The following is a 19140-nucleotide window of genomic DNA, read 5'->3' as shown; positions in this document are numbered from 1 at the left end:
AGAATCAACGCCGCCGGGTACGGTGGGCCTGCACTCGACGGTCACGTCGGGTCGCATCCAGCCGGCGCCAATGCCACTGCTAACTGCGAAGAGCCGGAAAAGGATTGAATTACCGAAATGGACGGATCGCGCATCTCTGAATTGTTCGGTAGTTCTGTGTTCGTGGGGCGGTGTGGTTCCGGACTCGTAATGTGCACACACCCACAGGGATCGGATCATCGTTCAGGGACTGTGCGCGGTTCGATTTCTTCCGGACCACGACGGAGATCGTGGGCCCCACTCGAGCTGTAGGTTCGCTACCCGGTCTCGACCGGTACGACGATCATCTCGACGAGGCCATCGCCCAAGGCCGACAAGGCGCTTCGAACGTTGGTCAGCGACTCTGCGGGTACCAGGATCTCCGCGCGGACGCGTGGGGTGACGTCCATGGTTCGTTTCTGTCCTCGGACCATCTGATCCACCGAGGAGGCCGTGGTGACGAACACTTCGGACAGCATCGCGCGCCGGGCACCCGCGGCGAGCACTTCTCGTTCCACGCCCGCGGCTCCGTCCGAGGTGAGAACCGCGGTGACCATGTACAGCCGGTGTCCGGGCTCCATCGGTGCCGGCGCCGCACCCGTGGTGGACCCGTCGGCTGTGGGGTCCGGGGGAGTAGGGCCCTCGTGATAGGCGCTCATGCCTTGCTGGCTGAGGTCGAGGTGCTCTTCTGCCTCGGCACTGACGCGAAGTCCGATCGTCTTCTCGATCGCGAACGCGATCACCAGCGTGAGCACCAGGGCATAGGCGATCACCGAGGCGAGTGCGACGATCTGATAACCCAGCAGGGTCAGTCCGCCACCGTGGAACAGTCCGTCTCGGCCGATCGAGTTGATGGCCTCTTCGCCGAAGAATCCGACGCACAGGGTGCCGAACACGCCGCCGATGAAGTGGACCGCCAGCACGTCGAGCGCATCATCCACGTGCAGGAGCTTTTTCAGGCCGAGTGCCAGGTAGCACACCACGCCTGCGAGGCCGCCGATGACCACCGCCGCCCAACTGCTGACGTAGCCTGCCGCCGGGGTGATGGTCGCCAATCCGGCGACCGCACCGGTCACGCCTCCCAGCACGGTCGAATGACCCTCCCGGTAGCGCTCGAACACCAGCCAGACGAGCATCGCAGCGGCACCTGCCACCTGGGTGTTGACGAGAGCCTGCGCTGCGACCCCGTTGGCCTGCAGTCCGTCTCCGGCGTTGAAACCGAACCAGCCGAACCACAATATTCCCGCTCCTACGATGACCAGCGGGACCGAGTGTGGCAGTGGCGCGCGGTTGGGGCGGACCTTGCGGCGCCCGAGGACGATCAACAGACCGAGGGCGGCAGCACCCGCCGACGCGTGGACTACCATTCCGCCGGCCCAGTCCTGCGCTCCCATCTTGGTCAACCATCCGGCGGGGGCCCACAACCAGTGCGCGACAGGTGCGTACACGATCACCGACCAGATCGCGATGAACACTGCCCACCCGAAGGCCTTGAGGCGACCCGCCACTGCGCCGGTCGCCAGCGCCGGGGTGATGATCGCAAACATCAACTGATACGCGAAGAAGGCAAGTGTCGGAATCGCAACGGTTTCGGTCACCACGTGGAGGTCCGGCTTGGGAGCGTCGCCGATGTTGGTGAGCGCGGCGAATCCGAGATCCGCGATGATCCCGTTGCCCCGGTCGTGGCCGAACGCCATGCTGTATCCGAAGGTGAACCACGTGAGCGTGATGATGCAGAGTCCGATGAGATTCTGCTGCAACATCACGAGGGTGTTACGCCTGCTCACCATACCGGCGTAGAAGAACGCCAGGCCCGGTGTCATGAACAGCACAAGAGCCGCACACACCAGCACCCACGCGGTATCACCGCTGTTGATCACGTCCAGGGCCAAGGTCGTGGAGATCATCGACGGGGCCTACACTTTCGGGAGAGATGCGATCGTCCCTGAAGGGGGATGCCGAAAAAGGCATTTCAGACTTCTGCCGACTCGGAAGCGGGGTTGCCGGCGCTGCTTCTCCTGAAGACGAGCGATACGCATCCAGCGACCTCCGATCCTCACATCGGCCAGTCACGCTTCTCGACGCGCCGGCGGAAGTAGTGCCGGAAGGACGAGACTATGGTCCGACGTGAGCATACCCATCGCGTCGCGTGACGCGGGCCGATCGCGTCAACTCGGCGCCGGTCGAAGAGATGTTGCGAAGAGACCACTGTTCGTCACGGATGGCGTCGTCTTTTCCGCCGGGTCGAGGTCGAGCACCGGTGACTTCTCCGAAACAACTGCTGTACGGTCGCCTTCTTTCACGCGATCCCTCGTCGTCGCCGCAGGTCGGAGCATCCGTGCTGGTTGCCGAACGCCCTGACGCGCTCGTCTAGACTCGACCGATGTGGCCCAACCGATGATTGCCCCCTCGATCCTGTCCGCGGATTTCGCTCGCCTCGCCGACGAGGCACAGGCCGTCGCCGGTGCCGACTGGCTCCACGTCGACGTCATGGACGCACACTTCGTTCCGAACCTGACGCTCGGTCTCCCCGTCGTCGAGTCGTTACTGAAGGCGACCGACATCCCGCTCGACTGTCACCTGATGATCGAGAACCCCGGTCGCTGGGCGCCGCCTTATGCCGAAGCGGGTGCGCACAACGTCACCTTCCACGCCGAGGCAACCGATGATCCGGTGGCAGTTGCGCGGGACATCCGCGCGGCGGGCGGCAAGGCCGGTCTGTCCGTCAAGCCCGGCACCCCGATCGAGCCCTATCTCGAGATCCTGAAGGAATTCGACACGCTGCTCGTGATGAGCGTCGAGCCCGGCTTCGGTGGCCAGTCGTTCATCCCGGATGTCCTCGACAAGGCCCGCCAGGTCCGTCGCCTCGTCGATTCGGGCGAGCTGCGCCTGCTCGTCGAAATCGACGGCGGCATCAATGCCGACACCATCGAAGCTGCTGCGGAAGCCGGCGTGGACTGCTTCGTCGCCGGGTCCGCCGTCTACGGCGCCGCCGATCCCGGTGAGGCGGTCCGCAAGTTGCGGGCGCAAGCCGGGGCTTCGTCCCTGCACCTGACGCTCACGCCGTGACCGCACCCGAGATCGCCGAAGCTCTCCAGTTCGCGCTCGATGCCTCGGAGGCCGTCCGCGGCACGACCAGCCCGAACCCGCCGGTCGGCGCGGTGATCCTCGATGCGGACGGCAACGTGGCGGGGGTCGGTGCCACCGCCCCGCCGGGTGGCCCGCACGCCGAGATCCGGGCCCTCGAAGCAGCAGGCGAACGTGCCCGCGGCGGGACCGCCGTCGTCACACTCGAGCCGTGCAACCACACCGGACGCACCGGCCCGTGCGCGCAGGCCCTCGTCGACGCAGGCATCGCGACGGTGTACTACTCGGTCGCCGATCCGAATCCCGTCGCCGGCGGGGGCGCAGACACCCTGCGTGCCGCCGGGATCACCGTGCATCCCGGACTCGGTGCCGAAGCCGTCACCCGAGGACCGTTGCGGGCATGGCTGCACCGGCAGCACACCGGCCGCCCGCACGTGACCTGGAAATACGCCGCGTCCATCGACGGTCGCAGCGCGGCCGCCGACGGCACGAGCAAGTGGATCTCCGGACCCGAAGCCCGGGCGCGGGTGCACGACCAGCGCAGCAGGCTCGACGCCATCGTGGTCGGCACCGGTACTGTCCTCGCCGACGACCCGTGGCTGACCGCTCGTCTGCCCGACGGGGAACTCGCACCGCACCAGCCCCTGCGGGTCGTGGTCGGCATGCGTGAGATTCCCACCTCTGCAAAGGTTCTCGACGACGCCGCACCGACGCTGGTGTTGCGGACACACGACCTCGGGGAAGTGCTCGATGCGCTCGGCGACCGTCCGGACGTTCTGCTCGAGGGTGGACCCCGGCTCGCGGGCGCGTTCCTGGCCGCGGGTTGTGTGGACCGCATCCAGGCGTACCTTGCTCCTGTGGTGCTCGGGGCGGGGGAGGCCGCTGTGGAGGACGCGGGGGTGAGCACGATCGCGGAGGCGTTACGGTTCCGCCGGGAACGGGTCGAAACGGTCGGCTCGGACATTCTGTTGACACTCGTCCCGGACCGGGACAAATGAAGCGAACCCGGTCCCGGACCGGGAGCAAGGAGCGGAACATGTTCACCGGCATCGTCGAGGAACTCGGGGAGATCGTGGCGAAGGAGGACCTCGCCGACGCGGCTCGCTTCACGGTGCGAGGGCCGCTGGTCACCTCCGACGCGAAGCACGGCGACTCGATCGCGGTCAACGGTGTGTGCCTGACGGTCGTCGACGTGCTCGACGGCGACTCGTTCACCGCCGATGTGATGCTGGAGACACTCGACCGCTCGTCGCTCGGGCAGCTCACCGTCGGTAGCCCCGTCAACCTCGAACGTGCCGCCGCACTGAACAGCCGGCTCGGCGGGCACCTCGTGCAGGGGCATGTCGACGCCACGGGCGCGGTCGTCTCCCGCACTCCCTCGGAGAACTGGACGGTGGTGCGGATCTCGCTTCCGGCCGAAATCTCCCGCTACGTCGTGGAAAAGGGTTCGATCACCGTCGACGGTGTCTCGCTCACCGTCTCGGGTCTGGGCGGGGACCGGGGCGAGGAGTGGTTCGAGATCTCGCTCATCCCCACCACCCTGTCGCTGACGACCCTCGGCACCGCGGCGCCCGGCACGCTGGTCAACCTCGAGGTCGACGTGATCGCCAAGTACGTGGAGCGACTGCAGAACGCCCGATGAGGCGTCGTAGTGTGGAGCACGAAAGTACCGTGTTTCGACGAGCCGGAGACTCATCGGTACGAGTCGTCCGGATACGAGAGTTGGAGTCCAGGGAAGTGACGAGGTTCGACACCATCGAGCGCGCGGTCGCCGACATCGCCGCCGGTAAGGCGGTCGTCGTGGTCGACGACGAAGACCGTGAAAACGAGGGCGACCTCATCTTCGCCGCAGAGAAGGCCACCCCGGAGCTCGTGGCGTTCATGGTGCGCTACACCTCCGGCTATCTGTGTGTCCCGCTCGACGGGGAGGACTGCGACCGCCTGGGCCTGCCTCCCATGTACAGCGTCAACCAGGACAAGCACGGCACCGCGTACACCGTGACCGTCGACGCGAAGGAAGGTATCGGCACCGGGATCTCGGCGTCCGACCGCGCCGCGACCATGCGGTTGCTCGCCGACCCGAACAGCACCGCGCTGGACTTCACGCGACCGGGGCATGTGGTTCCGCTGCGGGCCAAGGAGGGCGGTGTTCTACGCCGTCCCGGCCACACCGAGGCGGCCGTCGACCTCGCACGCATGGCCGATCTGCGACCGGCCGGCGTCATCTGCGAGATCGTCTCGCAGAAGGACGAGGGACAGATGGCCCGCACCGACGAATTGCGGGTCTTCGCCGACGAACACGAGCTCGCCCTGATCTCGATCGCGGATCTCATCGCCTGGCGTCGTAAGCACGAGAAGCATGTCGTGCGGGTCGCCGAAGCCCGTATCCCTACTCGGCACGGCGATTTCACGGCCGTGGGCTACCAGAGCATCTACGACGAAGTCGAGCATGTCGCTCTTGTCCTCGGTGACATCGCGGGGCCGGACGGCGACGGTTCCGATGTACTCGTCCGCGTCCACTCCGAATGCCTGACCGGAGATGTCTTCGGGTCGCTGCGGTGCGACTGCGGCCCGCAGCTCGACGCCGCGCTCGAGATGGTGGCGCAGGAAGGTCGTGGTGTCGTGCTCTACATGCGGGGCCACGAGGGACGCGGCATCGGCCTGATGCACAAGCTGCAGGCATACCAATTGCAGGACGCCGGATCGGACACGGTCGACGCGAATCTGCAGCTCGGCCTGCCGGCCGACGCCCGCGACTACGGCATAGGCGCACAGATCCTCGTCGATCTCGGGGTTTCGTCGATGCGGTTGCTGACGAACAACCCGGCGAAACGGGTCGGACTCGACGGCTACGGCCTGCAGGTCACCGAGCGCGTGCCGATGCCGTTGCGAGCCAATCGAGAGAACATCTCGTACCTGCGCACCAAACGTGATCGCATGGGTCACGACCTGATCGGCCTCGACGACTTCGACGAGGGAGACGCCTGATGAGCGGAGAGGGCCTACCCGACCTCCAGCTCGCGGATGCCGCGGGGCTGAGCCTCGCCATCGTCGCCGGCCGGTGGCACACCGAGATCTCCGACGCCCTGATCGCCGGCGCGCAGCGTGTCGCCGCCGAGGCGGGTATCACCGACGTCACGCTCGAGCGGGTCGCGGGGGCGATCGAACTTCCCGTGGTCGCGCAGCAACTGGCCCGCACCCACGACGCGGTCGTGGCGCTCGGCGTGGTGATCCGCGGTGGAACGCCGCACTTCGAGTACGTGTGCGACGCCGTGACCTACGGCCTGACCCGGATCGCTCTGGACGAGAGCACCCCGGTGGGCAACGGCGTCCTGACAACCGACACCGAAGAGCAGGCACGTGATCGGGCCGGGCTCCCGGGCTCGGCCGAGGACAAGGGCGGTCAGGCCTGCGCGGCCGCGCTGGACACCGCCGTGACACTGCGGCGACTGCGGGAGCCGGCCCGGTGACCCGCGACGAGACCGGCTGGGATCTCGAAGTTCGCCCGGAGAAGATGCGACGTTGGGTCATCGCCGCGGCAGTCTTCGTCCTCGCCGTGCACGTCTTCGCCGCGCTCGTGCTCCGCGGTGGTGGGGACACCGGGGTGCACCTGCGGGTCGTCGACCAGATCGCGCTGCTCGCGATCGGTGTCGTTCTCGCCGGCGGTGTCCTCTTGTTCACCCGCCCTCGATTGCGGGTCGGTGCGAGCGGGGTATCGGTCCGCAACGTCGTCGCCGAGCGGCGCATCCCGTGGACGGACGTGCGGGGGTTGTTCTTCGACCACGGGGCGCCCTGGGCGCGCCTCGAGTTGCCCTTCGACGAGTACGTGCCTGTCGTCGCCATCCAGGCGCGCGACGGCGATCTCGCCGTGAATGCGCTCGAACGATTCCGCGAACTCGAAGCCCGTTACGTCGGCGGAGCTGTCCGTGACGACAACAACGACGGCCGAGCCGTCAGCGACAACAACGACGGCGAAGCCGTCACCGACAACAACGACGGCCGAGCCGTCAGGGGCGACGACTAGCCTGGAACTGTGCCCGACCCCTCGACATATCGTCCTGCCCCCGGTTCCATTCCCACGGAGCCGGGGGTCTACAAGTTCCGCGACCCGCACGGCCGGGTGATCTATGTCGGTAAGGCGAAGAACCTTCGGTCCCGCCTGAACTCGTACTTCGCGGACATCGCTTCGCTGCACCCGCGCACCCGCCAGATGGTCACCACTGCGGGCAGCGTCGAATGGACGGTGGTTCGCACCGAGGTCGAGGCGCTCCAGCTCGAATACAACTGGATCAAGGAGTTCGACCCGCGCTTCAACGTCCGCTACCGGGACGACAAGACGTATCCGATGCTCGCGGTCACCTTGAACGAGGAGTATCCGAGGCTGTTCGTCTACCGCGGTCCGCGGCGCAAGGGCGTGCGATATTTCGGTCCCTACTCGCATGCCTGGGCGATCCGCGAAACCCTCGACCTGCTGCTGCGGGTGTTTCCCTCCCGCACGTGTTCGGCCGGGGTCTTCAAGCGGCACGCCCAGATCGGGCGCCCGTGTCTGCTCGGCTACATCGACAAGTGCTCCGCGCCCTGCGTCGGGCGTGTCACCGCCGACGAACACCGTCGTATCGTGGAGGATTTCTGCGACTTCCTTTCCGGGCGCACCGACAAACTCGTGCGTGAGGTCGAGAAGCGGATGCACTCCGCTGCGGAGGAACTCGACTTCGAAACGGCCGCTCGTCTGCGCGACGATCTCGGAGCGCTGCGCAAGGCCCTCGAGAAGCAGGCCGTCGTGCTCGGAGACGGCACCGATGCCGATCTCGTCGCCTTCGCGAGCGACGATCTCGAAGTGGCCGTACAGGTCTTCCATGTACGCGGCGGTCGCGTGCGAGGCCAGCGCGGCTGGGTCGTCGAAAAATCCGGTGACGTGCTCGACCGGCCCGACCACCGCGACGCCGCAGCCGTGGAAGCCGTGGAGGGAACGGACGATGCCGAAGAGGTCTCGCTCCTCGTCGAGCAGTTCCTTACACAGTTCTACGGTGAGGAGGCGGCGCTCGGCCTCGCAGATGCGGACGCGAGCAGTGCCGTGCCACGAGAGGTACTCGTCCCCGCTCTGCCGCCGGATCCGGACGAGATGAGCCGCTGGCTCGGTCGGTTGCGAGGCGGTCCCGTGCGTCTGCGCATCCCGCAGCGCGGCGACAAGAAAGCACTGGCCGACACCGTCGCGCGCAATGCCGCCGAAGCCCTCGCCCAGCACAAGTTGCGGCGTGCCGGCGATTTCAACGCACGCTCGGCGGCGTTGCAGGGAATCCAGGACGCTCTCGATCTCGACTCGGCACCACTGCGTATCGAGTGCGTCGACATCAGCCACGTGCAGGGGACCGACGTCGTCGCATCGCTGGTGGTGTTCGAGGACGGGCTGCCACGCAAGTCCGACTACCGGCACTACGCGATCAGACATGCCGCCGGCGACGGCCGCTCCGACGATGTCGCCTCGATCGCGGAAGTGACGCGGCGACGATTCCTGCGGCACAACGGCGAGGCGACACGGCAGACGGACTCCGCCGAGGCGCCCCCGGCCGGTAACGGCGGAGACCTCGCGCCCGAGGCGGCGCTGGACCCGGCGACCGGCCGGCCGCGGCGCTTCGCGTACCCGCCGAACCTGTTCGTCGTCGACGGCGGCGCCCCGCAGGTCGCCGCCGCGGCGGACGTCCTCGACGAACTCGGCATCACCGATGTCGCTGTCGTCGGACTCGCGAAGCGACTCGAGGAGGTCTGGGTACCGGGCGAGGACGATCCGGTGATCCTGCCCCGTACCAGCGAGTCGTTGTTCCTGTTGCAGCGTATCCGCGACGAGGCGCACCGTTTCGCGATCGCCTATCACCGGAGCAAGCGGTCCAAGCGCATGACCGCTTCCGCGCTCGACGGGGTCCGGGGGCTCGGCGCCACCCGCCGCAAGGCACTCGTCACGCATTTCGGGTCGGTCGCGCGACTGCGAGAGGCGAGCGTGGAGGAGATCACCGCCGTGCCCGGAATCGGGCAGGCCACCGCCCGTGCCGTCCTCGCGGCGTTGCGTGACGAGAAGCCGACATCTGCCGAGCCGACACCGACCGAGCCGAGGGAGGCCGAGCCGAGGCAGGAGAGTGCCGACGCGCCCGCCGTCTCGGATGCGGGCGACACGCGGGTAGGTGATGATGGCTCAGTCGGCGTGTCGCGACTACGAGCGGAGTCGGAACAGTGACGGAAGTGGATCACATCCCCGGAGCGACGGATGGCCCGGAGACGGGTGTCGACGGTGAGCGCCGTGCGCGGGCAGAAGTCATCGTCGTCACGGGACTGTCCGGAGCGGGTCTGAGCACTGCCGCGACCGCCCTCGAGGATCTCGGGTGGTACGTGGTGGAGAACCTGCCGCCCCAGTTGGTGTTGTCGATGATCGATCTTGCAGTGCAGGCCGAGCCACCGCTGCAACGGCTGGCGGTCGTGATGGATGTGCGCAGCCGCCTGTTCACCGGCGACCTCGAGCGTGTCGTCACCGACCTGGCGGCGCGCCCGGTCGACACCCGCGTGCTGTTCCTCGAAGCGGCCGATTCGGTACTCGTCCGGCGATTCGAACAGGTGCGTCGGAGCCATCCGCTGCAGTCCGACACGGCCGACCGCACGCTCACCGACGGTATCGCCGTCGAGCGCGCCCAACTGGCTCCCGTCAAGGCCGCCGCGGATCTCGTCATCGACACCTCCGCTCTGTCGGGACCCGACCTGCGCCGCAAGATCGAAGCGGCCTTCGGAGACTCGGCATCCGACACCATTCGGGTGACCGTGGAGTCGTTCGGCTTCAAGTACGGCCTGCCCATGGATTCCGACGTCGTATGCGACGTGCGGTTCCTGCCGAACCCGCACTGGATCGCCGAGCTTCGTCCGCACACCGGGCAGGACGCCGCGGTGCGCGACTATGTACTGTCCCGCGACGGTGCCGAGGACTATCTCGCCACCTATCACCGGCTGCTCGATCTCACGACGGCCGGTTACCGTCGGGAGGGAAAGCGCTACATGACGATCGCAGTGGGCTGTACGGGAGGGAAACACCGGAGCGTGGCGATGGCCGAGGCTCTCGCCGCACGTCTGGAACGAGAGCCGGATCTGACGGTGAACGTGGTGCACCGGGATCTGGGGCGAGAGTGAACGAGCCTGCGACTGCGAACTCCGTCGATGCGACGTCCGCACCCGCGATCACGGCTCTCGGCGGCGGGCACGGCCTGTACGCGACCCTCAGTGCTGCGCGTCGTCTCAGCGACCGGGTCACCGCAGTGGTCACCGTTGCCGACGACGGTGGGTCCTCGGGGCGGCTGCGCGCCGAACTCGGTGTAGTCCCGCCCGGCGACCTGCGCATGGCTCTGGCCGCCCTCGCCGGTAAGGACGACGAGGTCCGTGTGTGGACCGAGACAGTGCAGCACCGCTTCGGAGGGACGGGCGCCCTCGCCGGGCACTCCGTGGGCAATCTGATCCTCGCGGGGCTCGCCGAGGTGGCGGGCGACATCGTGACCGCCCTCGACATGCTCGGCCGGGTGCTCGACGTGCGCGGGCGAGTGCTGCCCATGTCACCGATACCGCTCGATATCGAAGCCGACGTGTCCGGACTCGAATCCGATCCTCGGGTGAGCAGGTGCATCCGCGGGCAGGTCGCGGTAGCGACGACTCCCGGCAAGGTGCGGCGGGTCCGGCTGATCCCTGCCGACCCGCCGGCATGTCCGCCCGCGCTCGATGCGGTCTGCGACGCCGATCTCGTGGTGCTCGGTCCCGGGTCCTGGTTCTCGAGCGTCATCCCGCACGTGCTCGTACCGGACTTGCACGAGGCGCTGGTGCACACGAAGGCGCTGAAGGTCCTCGTGCTCAACCTCGCCGCGGAGCCGGGGGAGACCGCCGGTTTCTCAGCAGAGCGGCACCTGCACGTTCTCGCTCAGCACGCCCCCGATTTCCGGGTCGACCACGTCGTCGTGGATGCTGCCTCGGTACCGGTAGGACGCGAGCGCGAACATCTCAGCCGATCCGCGGCCCGATTCGGCGCGGACGTCTCGTTCGTCGACGTCGCCGAGGCCGGTACGCATCGACACGACCCCGCCAAACTGGCAGGGGCATTGGAAACATGTCTGTCCTCGGGCGGTGGACTGCGCTCTACACGTGGGGACGGGAGGGAGAGCGTCTCGTGGCAATGACAGCGGAGGTCAAGGACGAGCTGAGCAGGTTGCCGGTCACCCGGATCAGCAACCGCAAGGCCGAGGTCTCCGCCCTCCTGCGCTTCGCCGGGGGGTTGCACATCGTTGCCGGACGGGTGGTCGTCGAGGCCGAAGTGGATCTCGGTTCGATCGCCCGCCGTCTCCGCCGCGAGATCTTCGAGCTCTACAGCTATCCCGCCGAGATCCAGGTCCTCGGCGCAGGCGGCCTGCGCAAGAGTTCCCGGTACGTCATCCGGGTCGGCAAGGACGGCGAGGCGCTCGCCCGCCGCACCGGGCTGCTCGACGGCCGGGGACGTCCGGTTCGTGGTCTGCCGGCCCAGGTGGTGGGCGGCAGTGTCTCGGACTCCGCCGCGGCCTGGCGTGGCGCATTCCTGGCCCACGGATCGCTCACCGAACCCGGCCGGTCGTCGGCGCTCGAGGTCAGCTGTCCAGGCCCGGAAGCTGCACTCGCGCTCGTCGGCGCGGCCCGCCGCCTCGGGGTGACCGCCAAGGCGCGAGAGGTGCGCGGCGCCGACCGTGTGGTGATCCGCGACGGTGAGGCCATCGGGGCTCTGCTCACCCAGATGGGTGCCCAGGACACCCGTCTGGTGTGGGAGGAACGCCGCATGCGGCGCGAGGTGCGCGCAACGGCGAACCGCCTCGCCAACTTCGACGACGCCAATCTTCGCCGGTCCGCGCGCGCTGCCGTGGCCGCCGCTGCGCGGGTCGAACGGGCGCTGACGATCCTGGGGGCGGACGTGCCCGATCACCTCGCGGCAGCCGGAGCACTGCGCGTTCAGCACCGGCAGGCGTCACTCGAAGAACTCGGCCAGCTCGCCGATCCGCCGATGACGAAGGACGCCGTGGCGGGCCGGATCCGCCGCCTGTTGTCGATGGCGGATCGCCGTGCGAAGGAACTGGGGATCCCCGACACCGAGTCCGCTGTTACCGCGGAGTTGCTGGACGACGCTTAGAGGGGCAGGCTTGGAAGGGAGTTCGCGCCACGGCAGGGCGGCTCCGGCAGGATGATCACGGCCCATTAGGGTAGGGATCACACCAGCACAATCATCGAAATCTGGGCAAAGGAGCTTCACTGTGACTGTCCGCGTAGGCGTGAACGGATTCGGACGCATCGGACGCAATTTCTTCCGGGCGGTCGAAGCGCAGAAGGCGCTCGGCACCACCGACATCGAAATCGTCGCTGTCAACGATCTCACCGACAACGACACCCTCGCGACGCTCCTGAAGTACGACTCGATCCTGGGTCGCCTCGACAAGGACGTCCGTGTCGAGGACGACTTCATCGTCGTCGGCGACCAGAAGATCAAGGCTCTCGAGATCAAGGAAGGTCCCGCCGCGCTGCCGTGGGGCGATCTGGGTGTCGACGTCGTCGTCGAATCCACCGGCATCTTCACCGACGCCGCCAAGGCCAAGGGCCACCTCGACGCCGGCGCGAAGAAGGTCATCATCTCCGCGCCTGCCAAGGGCGAGGACATCACGATCGTGATGGGCGTCAACGACGACAAGTACGACGGCAGCCAGAACATCATCTCCAACGCCTCGTGCACCACGAACTGCCTCGGCCCCATCGCCAAGGTCCTCGACGACAACTTCGGCATCGAGCGCGGCCTGATGACCACGGTCCACGCCTACACGCAGGATCAGAACCTTCAGGACGGCCCGCACAAGGATCTGCGTCGTGCGCGCGCCGCAGCACTGAACGTCGTCCCCACGGGCACCGGCGCTGCCAAGGCCATCGGCCTGGTCCTCCCGCAGCTGCTCGGCAAGCTCGACGGATACGCGCTGCGTGTGCCGATCCCGACCGGCTCGGTCACCGACCTCACCGCAGACCTGCGTACCAAGGCGACGGTCGACGAGATCAACGCCGCGATGAAGGCTGCGGCCGAGGGCCCGCTGAAGGGCATCCTGAAGTACAACACCGACCCGATCGTGTCCTCGGACATCGTCACGGATCCGCACTCGTCGATCTTCGACGCGCCGCTGACCAAGGTCATCGACGATCAGGTCAAGATCGTGTCCTGGTACGACAACGAGTGGGGCTACTCGAACCGTCTGGCCGACCTCATCGGCCTCGTCGCCAAGTCCCTCTGACACTCGCAGAACAGGACATCCCAACAGTGGCAGTTCAGACCCTCAAGGATCTGCTCGACGCCGGTGTCGAAGGCCGGGGAGTGCTCGTTCGCTCCGACCTCAACGTCCCGCTCGACGGCGACACGATCACCGACCCGGGTCGCATCCTCGCGTCCGCGCCCACCATCCGCACGCTGGCGGAGGCCGGGGCCAAGGTCGTCGTGGCCGCTCACCTCGGCCGTCCCAAGGGTGAGCCGAACCCGAAGTACTCGCTCGCGCCCGTCGCGGCGAAGCTCGGCGAGGTACTCGGCCGCAACGTCCAGCTCGCCGGCGACGTCGTCGGCCAGGACGCCCTCGCGCGCTCCGAGGGATTGACCGACGGCGACATCCTCCTGCTCGAGAACGTGCGGTTCGATCCTCGCGAAACGAGCAAGGACGACGCCGAGCGGCTCGCCTTCGCGCGCGAGCTCGTCGAGCTCGTCGGCGACGACGGTGCGTTCGTCTCCGACGGTTTCGGTGTCGTGCACCGCAAGCAGGCGTCGGTCTACGACGTGGCGACACTGCTCCCGCACTACGCGGGTGGCCTCGTCGCTGCCGAGGTCGAGGTGCTGGCCAAGCTCACCACCGACACCGAGCGTCCCTACGCCGTGGTACTCGGCGGCTCGAAGGTCTCCGACAAGCTCGGGGTCATCGAGGCGCTCGCGCCCAAGGTGGACACCCTCGTCATCGGTGGCGGCATGTGCTTCACCTTCCTTGCGGCACAGGGCTACTCGGTCGGCACGTCGCTGCTCGAGGAGTCGATGATCGACACCTGCAAGCAGCTGCTCGAGCGGTTCGGCGACGTCATCCACATTCCGCAGGACGTGGTGGTGGCCGACAAGTTCGCCGCCGACGCGCAGTCCCGGACCGTCGCGGCCGACGCCATCCCGGAAGGGTGGATGGGCCTGGATATCGGGCCGGAATCCGTGCAGCGCTTCGCCTCGCTTCTCGGCTCTGCGAAGACGGTCTTCTGGAACGGCCCGATGGGCGTGTTCGAGTTCGAGCAGTTCGCGGCCGGCACCAAGGGTGTCGCCGAGGCGATCATCGAGGCGACCGACAAGGGCGCGTTCAGCGTCGTCGGCGGTGGCGACTCGGCTGCGGCCGTGCGGTCGCTGGGTCTCGGTGAGGACCGCTTCTCGCACATCTCGACCGGTGGTGGCGCCTCCCTCGAGTACCTCGAGGGCAAGGAACTGCCCGGCATCGCGGTTCTGGAGGGCTGACGGGAATGGCACGCACACCGCTCATCGCGGGCAACTGGAAGATGAACCTCAACCACCTCGAGGCCATCGCCCTGGTGCAGAAGATCGCGTTCACCCTTCCCGAGAAGTACCTCGAGAAGGTCGACGTGACGGTCATCCCGCCGTTCACCGACCTCCGCTCGGTGCAGACCCTCGTCGAGGGCGACAAGCTCGGCATCACCTACGGGGCTCAGGATCTTTCGGTCCACGACTCCGGCGCCTTCACCGGGGAGATCTCCGGTGCGATGCTGGCGAAGCTCGGCTGCACCTACGTGGTCGTCGGGCACTCCGAGCGCCGCACCCTGCACGGTGAGACCGACGAGATCGTCCGCGACAAGGCCAAGGCTGCTTTGCGGCACGGACTCACGCCGATCGTGTGCATCGGTGAGGGTCTCGATGTCCGCGAGGCAGGCAACCACGTCGAATACAACGTCGAGCAGCTGAAGAACTCGCTCGCCGGGCTGTCCGCAGACGAGATCTCGAAGATCGTCGTGGCGTACGAACCGGTGTGGGCCATCGGCACGGGCAAGGTCGCCTCTGCGGCCGACGCGCAGGAGGTGTGCGCTGCGGTGCGGGCCACCCTCGCCGAGCTGGCCTCCCCGGAGATCGCGGCGAACGTTCGAGTGCTCTACGGCGGCTCGGTCAACGCCAAGAACGTCGGCGAGCTCATCGCTCAGTCCGACGTCGACGGGGGCCTCGTGGGAGGCGCTTCTCTCAAGGCCGACGAGTTCGCTCAGCTGTCGGCGATCGCCGCAGGTGGCCCGCTGCTCTAGAAGTGGCAAGTATCGCTGTGGGGCGCAGGATCTCGCGATTCTGCGCCCCGCGGCGGTACGGCCCCCGGTGCGGCAACGCCCTGCTCGTCTCCGGTTGCCGGAGGCGCGTTCGCCGGCCGCGACCGGCACACCCACGGAGTCCCCGCCCGACGAGCGGGTAAGCTGACGCCGACGTCACCCATCATCCGAAGGACATCGAACGCCGACATGGAACTGTTCCTGGACATCCTCCTGATCGTCACGAGCTTGCTGCTCATCCTGCTGGTGCTGCTGCACCGCGGTAAGGGCGGCGGCCTGTCCAGCCTGTTCGGTGGCGGAGTCCAGTCCAATCTCTCGGGCTCCTCGGTGGCGGAGAAGAATCTCGACCGTCTCACCGTCTTCACCGGCATCATCTGGGTCATCGCGATCCTCGGCATCGGTCTGCAGATCAAGTTCAGCTGACCCGCTCCCGCGCAGGGACCGTTGCCGCGGTCGCGCGCCGGCCCTTCGCCGCCGATACTTGTCGGCATGACGGACACCGTGCCTGCTTCTGCGACCGAACCCCTGCGCGAGGACATCCGCCTGCTCGGCGGCATTCTCGGCAACGTCATCCGTGAGCAGGCGGGCAGTGACACCTTCGACCTGGTGGAAGCGGCCCGAGTCGAGAGTTTCCGGATCCGCCGCTCCGAGATCGATCGCACCGAGCTCGCGGCACGTTTCGCCGACGTCGCCACCGAGGACCTGCTCCCGGTCGCCCGAGCGTTCAGCCATTTCGGCCTGCTCGCCAATCTCGCCGAGGATCTGCACCGCGAACGCCGCCGTGCACTGCACGTGCGCGCAGGCGATGCACCCCAGGACAGCAGCCTCGCCGCCACCTACGCCAAACTCGATGCCGCCCGTCCGGGCCTGGACACCGACACCGTGGCGGATGCGCTGTCGGCCGCGCTTGTCGCGCCCGTCATTACGGCTCACCCCACCGAGACTCGGCGGCGCACGATCTTCGACGTCCAGACCGCGGTCACCGACCTCATGCGACGCCGGGAGCGCACCGAGGATCCCGCAACGCTCCAAGTCATCGATCGTGCGCTGTACCGCCACATCCTCACCCTGTGGGACACCGCGCTGATCAGGCTTGCGCGGCTACGGATCAGCGACGAGATCGACAACGGCCTGCGCTACTACGACCTCGCTCTGTTCGACGTCGTGCCCGCTCTCAATGCCGAAGTGCGCCGTGAGTTGCGGCGTCGGTGGCCCGACGCGGCAGTGCTCACCCAGCCACTGGTCCGCCCGGGGACCTGGATCGGTGGCGATCGTGACGGAAACCCCAACGTCGACGCCGGGGTCGTCACCACCGCAGCGAACCGTGCCTGCGAGACCGCGCTGCGTCACCACCTCACCGAACTCGCCGCGCTCGAACGCGAACTGTCGATGTCCGAACGGACCGCGACCATCAGCAGCGCGCTGATGGATCTCGCCGACGCCTCCGGTGACGACGATCCCGCCCACAGCGACGAGCCGTACCGGCGCGCCGTCCACGGCATCCGCGCCCGGCTCACCGCTACCGCAGCCCGCCTGCTTGCGGGGGTGGACCTGCCCCACGTGGTCGACCTGCCGTGCGAGTCGTACCGTTCGCCGGCCCGCCTGCATGCCGATCTGAGCATCGTCGATGCATCATTGCGTGCCGGTGGGGCCGCGGTGATCGCCGACGACAGGCTTACCCGGTTACGCAGTGCCATCGAAGTATTCGGCTTCCACCTCGCACCGCTCGACCTGCGGCAGAACTCGGAGGTCCACGAGAAGGTCGTCGCCGAGCTGCTCGCCTGGGCCGGGGTGACCGACCGGTACCGGGACCTCCCGGAGGACGACAAGGTCGCTCTTCTCACCTCGGAACTTCGCATCCGCCGTCCGCTCACCGCACCCGAGGCAAACCTGTCCGAGGAGACCGCCAAGGAACTCGGCATTCTGCGTGCCGCCGCCGAGGTGGTCCGCCGCATCGGACCGTCCGCCATCGAGCACTACATCATCAGCATGTGCACCTCGGTGTCCGACCTGCTCGAAGTCGAGATCTTGCTCAAGGAGGTCGGTCTGCTCGACCTCGACCGCGGGTATCCCCGCAGTACCGTGCAGGTCATCCCGCTCTTCGAAACCATCGACGATCTGCGCGGCGGCGCCGCCACGCTGACAGCGGCCCTCCACGTGCCCGAATTCCGGAGCCTCGTCGACGGGCACGACGGATTGCAGGAGGTGATGCTCGGATACTCCGATTCCAACAAGGACGGCGGATATCTCGCTGCCAACTGGGCGCTCTACCGCGCCGAACTCGACCTCGTCGAGGCTGCACGCGCCGCCGGGATCCGCCTGCGCCTGTTTCACGGCCGCGGCGGCACCGTCGGCCGCGGTGGCGGACCGAGTTACGACGCGATCCTTGCCCAGCCGCCCGGAGCGGTGAAGGGTTCGCTGCGCCTCACCGAGCAAGGGGAGGTCATCGCCGCGAAGTACCGCGAACCGGTGCTCGCGCGCCGGAACCTCGAAGCACTTGTTTCCGCCACACTCGAATCGAGTCTGCTCGATGTCGAAGGACTCGGCGCCGACGCGCCGGAGGCCTATCGGATCCTCGACGACCTCGCCGATCGGGCCCGCGCCGCCTACAGCCGGCTCGTGCACGAGACTCCGGGTTTCGTGGATTACTTCACCACAGCCACCCCCGTCTCGGAGATCGGCGCCCTCAACATCGGCAGCCGCCCCGCTTCCCGTAAACAGACGAAGGCCATCAGCGACCTTCGAGCTATCCCGTGGGTGCTGTCCTGGACCCAGAGCCGGGTGATGCTTCCGGGCTGGTACGGAACCGGGACGGCGGTGCACGACTGGGTGGCCGGCGATCCCCGACGGTGGGCCACCCTGCAGGATCTCTATCGGCGTTGGCCGTTCTTCCGCTCGGTGCTGTCGAATATGGCGCAGGTGCTCGCAAAGGCCGATCTCGGCCTTGCCGCCCGGTACTCCGAACTCGTCGAGGACACCGAACTGCGCGAGCGAGTATTCGGCAGCATCGTCGACGAGCATGCCCGCACGGTCGACGCCTACAAGCAGATCACGGGTTTCGACTCGCTCGTCGCGGACAATCCCGCACTCGAGCGGTCGCTGCACAACCGGTTCCCCTATCTCGAACCGCTCAACCATCTGCAGGTGGAACTGTTACGCAGATTCCGCGCCGGGGAGGACACCGAGCGGGTGCGGCGCGGCATCCAGATCACCATGAACGGTCTCGCCACCGCCCTGCGCAACAGCGGCTGAGAAGAATTTCCCGGTGAAGTGTCGATACGGCACGCATCCGTTCGTCGTGATGGTGTACGACGAACAACACACAGACGGGAGCGACCGCCATGAAGTACATGCTGCTGATCTACGCATCCACGACCGACGAACCCGAGTGCAGCGTCTCGGACTGGCAGGACTACGAAAAAGCCATGCGCGACGCCGGGGTCCTCGTGTCCGGGCACTCCTTGCAGGACCTCGTCACCGCCACGATCGTGCAGGTCGACGCGGACGGGCGGCGCACGGTCACCGACGGGCCGTTCGGGGAATCTCGTGAGGTGCTCGGCGGATACGACGTGATCGACGTCGGCAGTCTCGACGAGGCACTCGACTGGGCGGCGCGATGTCCCGGTTCGAGGGACGGCAAGGTCGTCGTGCGTCCGATCGCCGATTTCGGGAACTGAG

Annotated in this window: 17 protein-coding genes; 16 read left to right on the top strand and 1 reads right to left on the bottom strand. The window is 67.4% G+C overall.

Annotation, left to right across the window (positions count from 1 at the left end; all coding sequences use genetic code 11):
• Nucleotides 1–296: 296 nt before the first annotated feature.
• A complete protein-coding gene (locus ABZ789_RS19320) occupies nucleotides 297–1925 on the bottom strand; it encodes an ammonium transporter (RefSeq protein WP_358427073.1) in 1629 nt (542 codons plus the stop codon).
• A 478-nt stretch (nucleotides 1926–2403) separates the two neighbouring features.
• On the opposite strand from ABZ789_RS19320, the gene rpe reads away from it, so the two are divergent.
• The 16 genes from rpe to ABZ789_RS19240 all read left to right on the top strand — a co-directional run bounded on the left by rpe (nucleotide 2404) and on the right by ABZ789_RS19240 (nucleotide 19139).
• The gene (gene rpe / locus ABZ789_RS19315) at nucleotides 2404–3087 is read left to right on the top strand and encodes a ribulose-phosphate 3-epimerase (RefSeq protein ID WP_358427070.1); all 684 of its coding nucleotides are present in this window, start codon (nucleotides 2404–2406) and stop codon (nucleotides 3085–3087) included.
• Nucleotides 3084–4103 (top strand): bifunctional diaminohydroxyphosphoribosylaminopyrimidine deaminase/5-amino-6-(5-phosphoribosylamino)uracil reductase RibD, encoded by a 1020-nt coding sequence (gene ribD / locus ABZ789_RS19310; protein WP_358427067.1) that lies wholly within the window; start codon nucleotides 3084–3086, stop codon nucleotides 4101–4103. The genes rpe and ribD overlap by 4 nt, the downstream gene beginning before the upstream one ends.
• A gap of 38 nt (nucleotides 4104–4141) precedes the next feature.
• On the top strand, nucleotides 4142–4747 hold the full coding sequence (locus tag ABZ789_RS19305) for a riboflavin synthase (protein WP_358427064.1): 606 nt from the start codon (nucleotides 4142–4144) through the stop codon (nucleotides 4745–4747).
• Between the two features lie 95 nt (nucleotides 4748–4842).
• Nucleotides 4843–6093, top strand: coding sequence for a bifunctional 3,4-dihydroxy-2-butanone-4-phosphate synthase/GTP cyclohydrolase II (locus ABZ789_RS19300; RefSeq protein WP_358427061.1), 1251 nt, complete (start codon nucleotides 4843–4845; stop codon nucleotides 6091–6093).
• Entirely contained in the window at nucleotides 6093–6575 is a 483-nt protein-coding gene (ribH, locus tag ABZ789_RS19295; RefSeq protein WP_358427058.1) for a 6,7-dimethyl-8-ribityllumazine synthase, read from the top strand. The genes ABZ789_RS19300 and ribH overlap by 1 nt, the downstream gene beginning before the upstream one ends.
• Nucleotides 6572–7129 (top strand): PH domain-containing protein, encoded by a 558-nt coding sequence (locus tag ABZ789_RS19290; RefSeq protein ID WP_358427056.1) that lies wholly within the window; start codon nucleotides 6572–6574, stop codon nucleotides 7127–7129. Before ribH ends, ABZ789_RS19290 begins: the two co-directional genes overlap by 4 nt.
• 9 nt (nucleotides 7130–7138) lie before the next feature.
• Complete coding sequence (uvrC, locus tag ABZ789_RS19285; protein ID WP_358427053.1) at nucleotides 7139–9334, top strand: excinuclease ABC subunit UvrC; 2196 nt, start codon at nucleotides 7139–7141, stop codon at nucleotides 9332–9334.
• Between the two features lie 14 nt (nucleotides 9335–9348).
• Complete coding sequence (rapZ, locus tag ABZ789_RS19280) at nucleotides 9349–10272, top strand: RNase adapter RapZ (protein ID WP_358427085.1); 924 nt, start codon at nucleotides 9349–9351, stop codon at nucleotides 10270–10272.
• Nucleotides 10269–11303 (top strand): uridine diphosphate-N-acetylglucosamine-binding protein YvcK, encoded by a 1035-nt coding sequence (gene yvcK, locus ABZ789_RS19275; RefSeq protein ID WP_358427050.1) that lies wholly within the window; start codon nucleotides 10269–10271, stop codon nucleotides 11301–11303. Before rapZ ends, yvcK begins: the two co-directional genes overlap by 4 nt.
• Nucleotides 11294–12277: a DNA-binding protein WhiA gene (whiA, locus tag ABZ789_RS19270; protein WP_358427047.1), complete on the top strand. Its 984-nt coding sequence runs from the start codon at nucleotides 11294–11296 to the stop codon at nucleotides 12275–12277. Before yvcK ends, whiA begins: the two co-directional genes overlap by 10 nt.
• Nucleotides 12278–12398: 121 nt before the next feature.
• Nucleotides 12399–13415, top strand: a complete 1017-nt coding sequence (gap, locus tag ABZ789_RS19265) for a type I glyceraldehyde-3-phosphate dehydrogenase (RefSeq protein WP_241384505.1) — start codon at nucleotides 12399–12401, stop codon at nucleotides 13413–13415.
• A gap of 26 nt (nucleotides 13416–13441) precedes the next feature.
• A complete protein-coding gene (locus ABZ789_RS19260; RefSeq protein WP_358427043.1) occupies nucleotides 13442–14653 on the top strand; it encodes a phosphoglycerate kinase in 1212 nt (403 codons plus the stop codon).
• A gap of 5 nt (nucleotides 14654–14658) precedes the next feature.
• The gene (gene tpiA / locus ABZ789_RS19255; RefSeq protein WP_358427040.1) at nucleotides 14659–15444 is read left to right on the top strand and encodes a triose-phosphate isomerase; all 786 of its coding nucleotides are present in this window, start codon (nucleotides 14659–14661) and stop codon (nucleotides 15442–15444) included.
• 207 nt (nucleotides 15445–15651) lie between these two features.
• Nucleotides 15652–15885, top strand: coding sequence for a preprotein translocase subunit SecG (secG, locus tag ABZ789_RS19250; RefSeq protein WP_241384647.1), 234 nt, complete (start codon nucleotides 15652–15654; stop codon nucleotides 15883–15885).
• 66 nt (nucleotides 15886–15951) lie between these two features.
• A complete protein-coding gene (ppc, locus tag ABZ789_RS19245) occupies nucleotides 15952–18714 on the top strand; it encodes a phosphoenolpyruvate carboxylase (protein ID WP_358427037.1) in 2763 nt (920 codons plus the stop codon).
• Between the two features lie 89 nt (nucleotides 18715–18803).
• Entirely contained in the window at nucleotides 18804–19139 is a 336-nt protein-coding gene (locus ABZ789_RS19240; RefSeq protein WP_358427034.1) for a YciI family protein, read from the top strand.
• The last annotated feature ends 1 nt before the right edge of the window (nucleotide 19140 follow it).

The organism is Rhodococcus sp. NPDC047139 (assembly GCF_040643435.1).
Lineage (GTDB): Bacteria > Actinomycetota > Actinomycetes > Mycobacteriales > Mycobacteriaceae > Rhodococcus.
This window is presented reverse-complemented; position numbering and strand designations above follow the sequence as displayed.

Coding starts and splice junctions, on each gene's coding strand:
- ppc (WP_358427037.1), top strand. CDS start 15,952: ATGACGGACACCGTGCCTGCTTCTGCGACCGAACCCCTGCGCGAGGAC.
- secG (WP_241384647.1), top strand. CDS start 15,652: ATGGAACTGTTCCTGGACATCCTCCTGATCGTCACGAGCTTGCTGCTC.
- tpiA (WP_358427040.1), top strand. CDS start 14,659: ATGGCACGCACACCGCTCATCGCGGGCAACTGGAAGATGAACCTCAAC.
- ribH (WP_358427058.1), top strand. CDS start 6,093: ATGAGCGGAGAGGGCCTACCCGACCTCCAGCTCGCGGATGCCGCGGGG.
- ABZ789_RS19320 (WP_358427073.1), bottom strand. CDS start 1,925: ATGATCTCCACGACCTTGGCCCTGGACGTGATCAACAGCGGTGATACC.
- ABZ789_RS19305 (WP_358427064.1), top strand. CDS start 4,142: ATGTTCACCGGCATCGTCGAGGAACTCGGGGAGATCGTGGCGAAGGAG.
- ABZ789_RS19240 (WP_358427034.1), top strand. CDS start 18,804: ATGAAGTACATGCTGCTGATCTACGCATCCACGACCGACGAACCCGAG.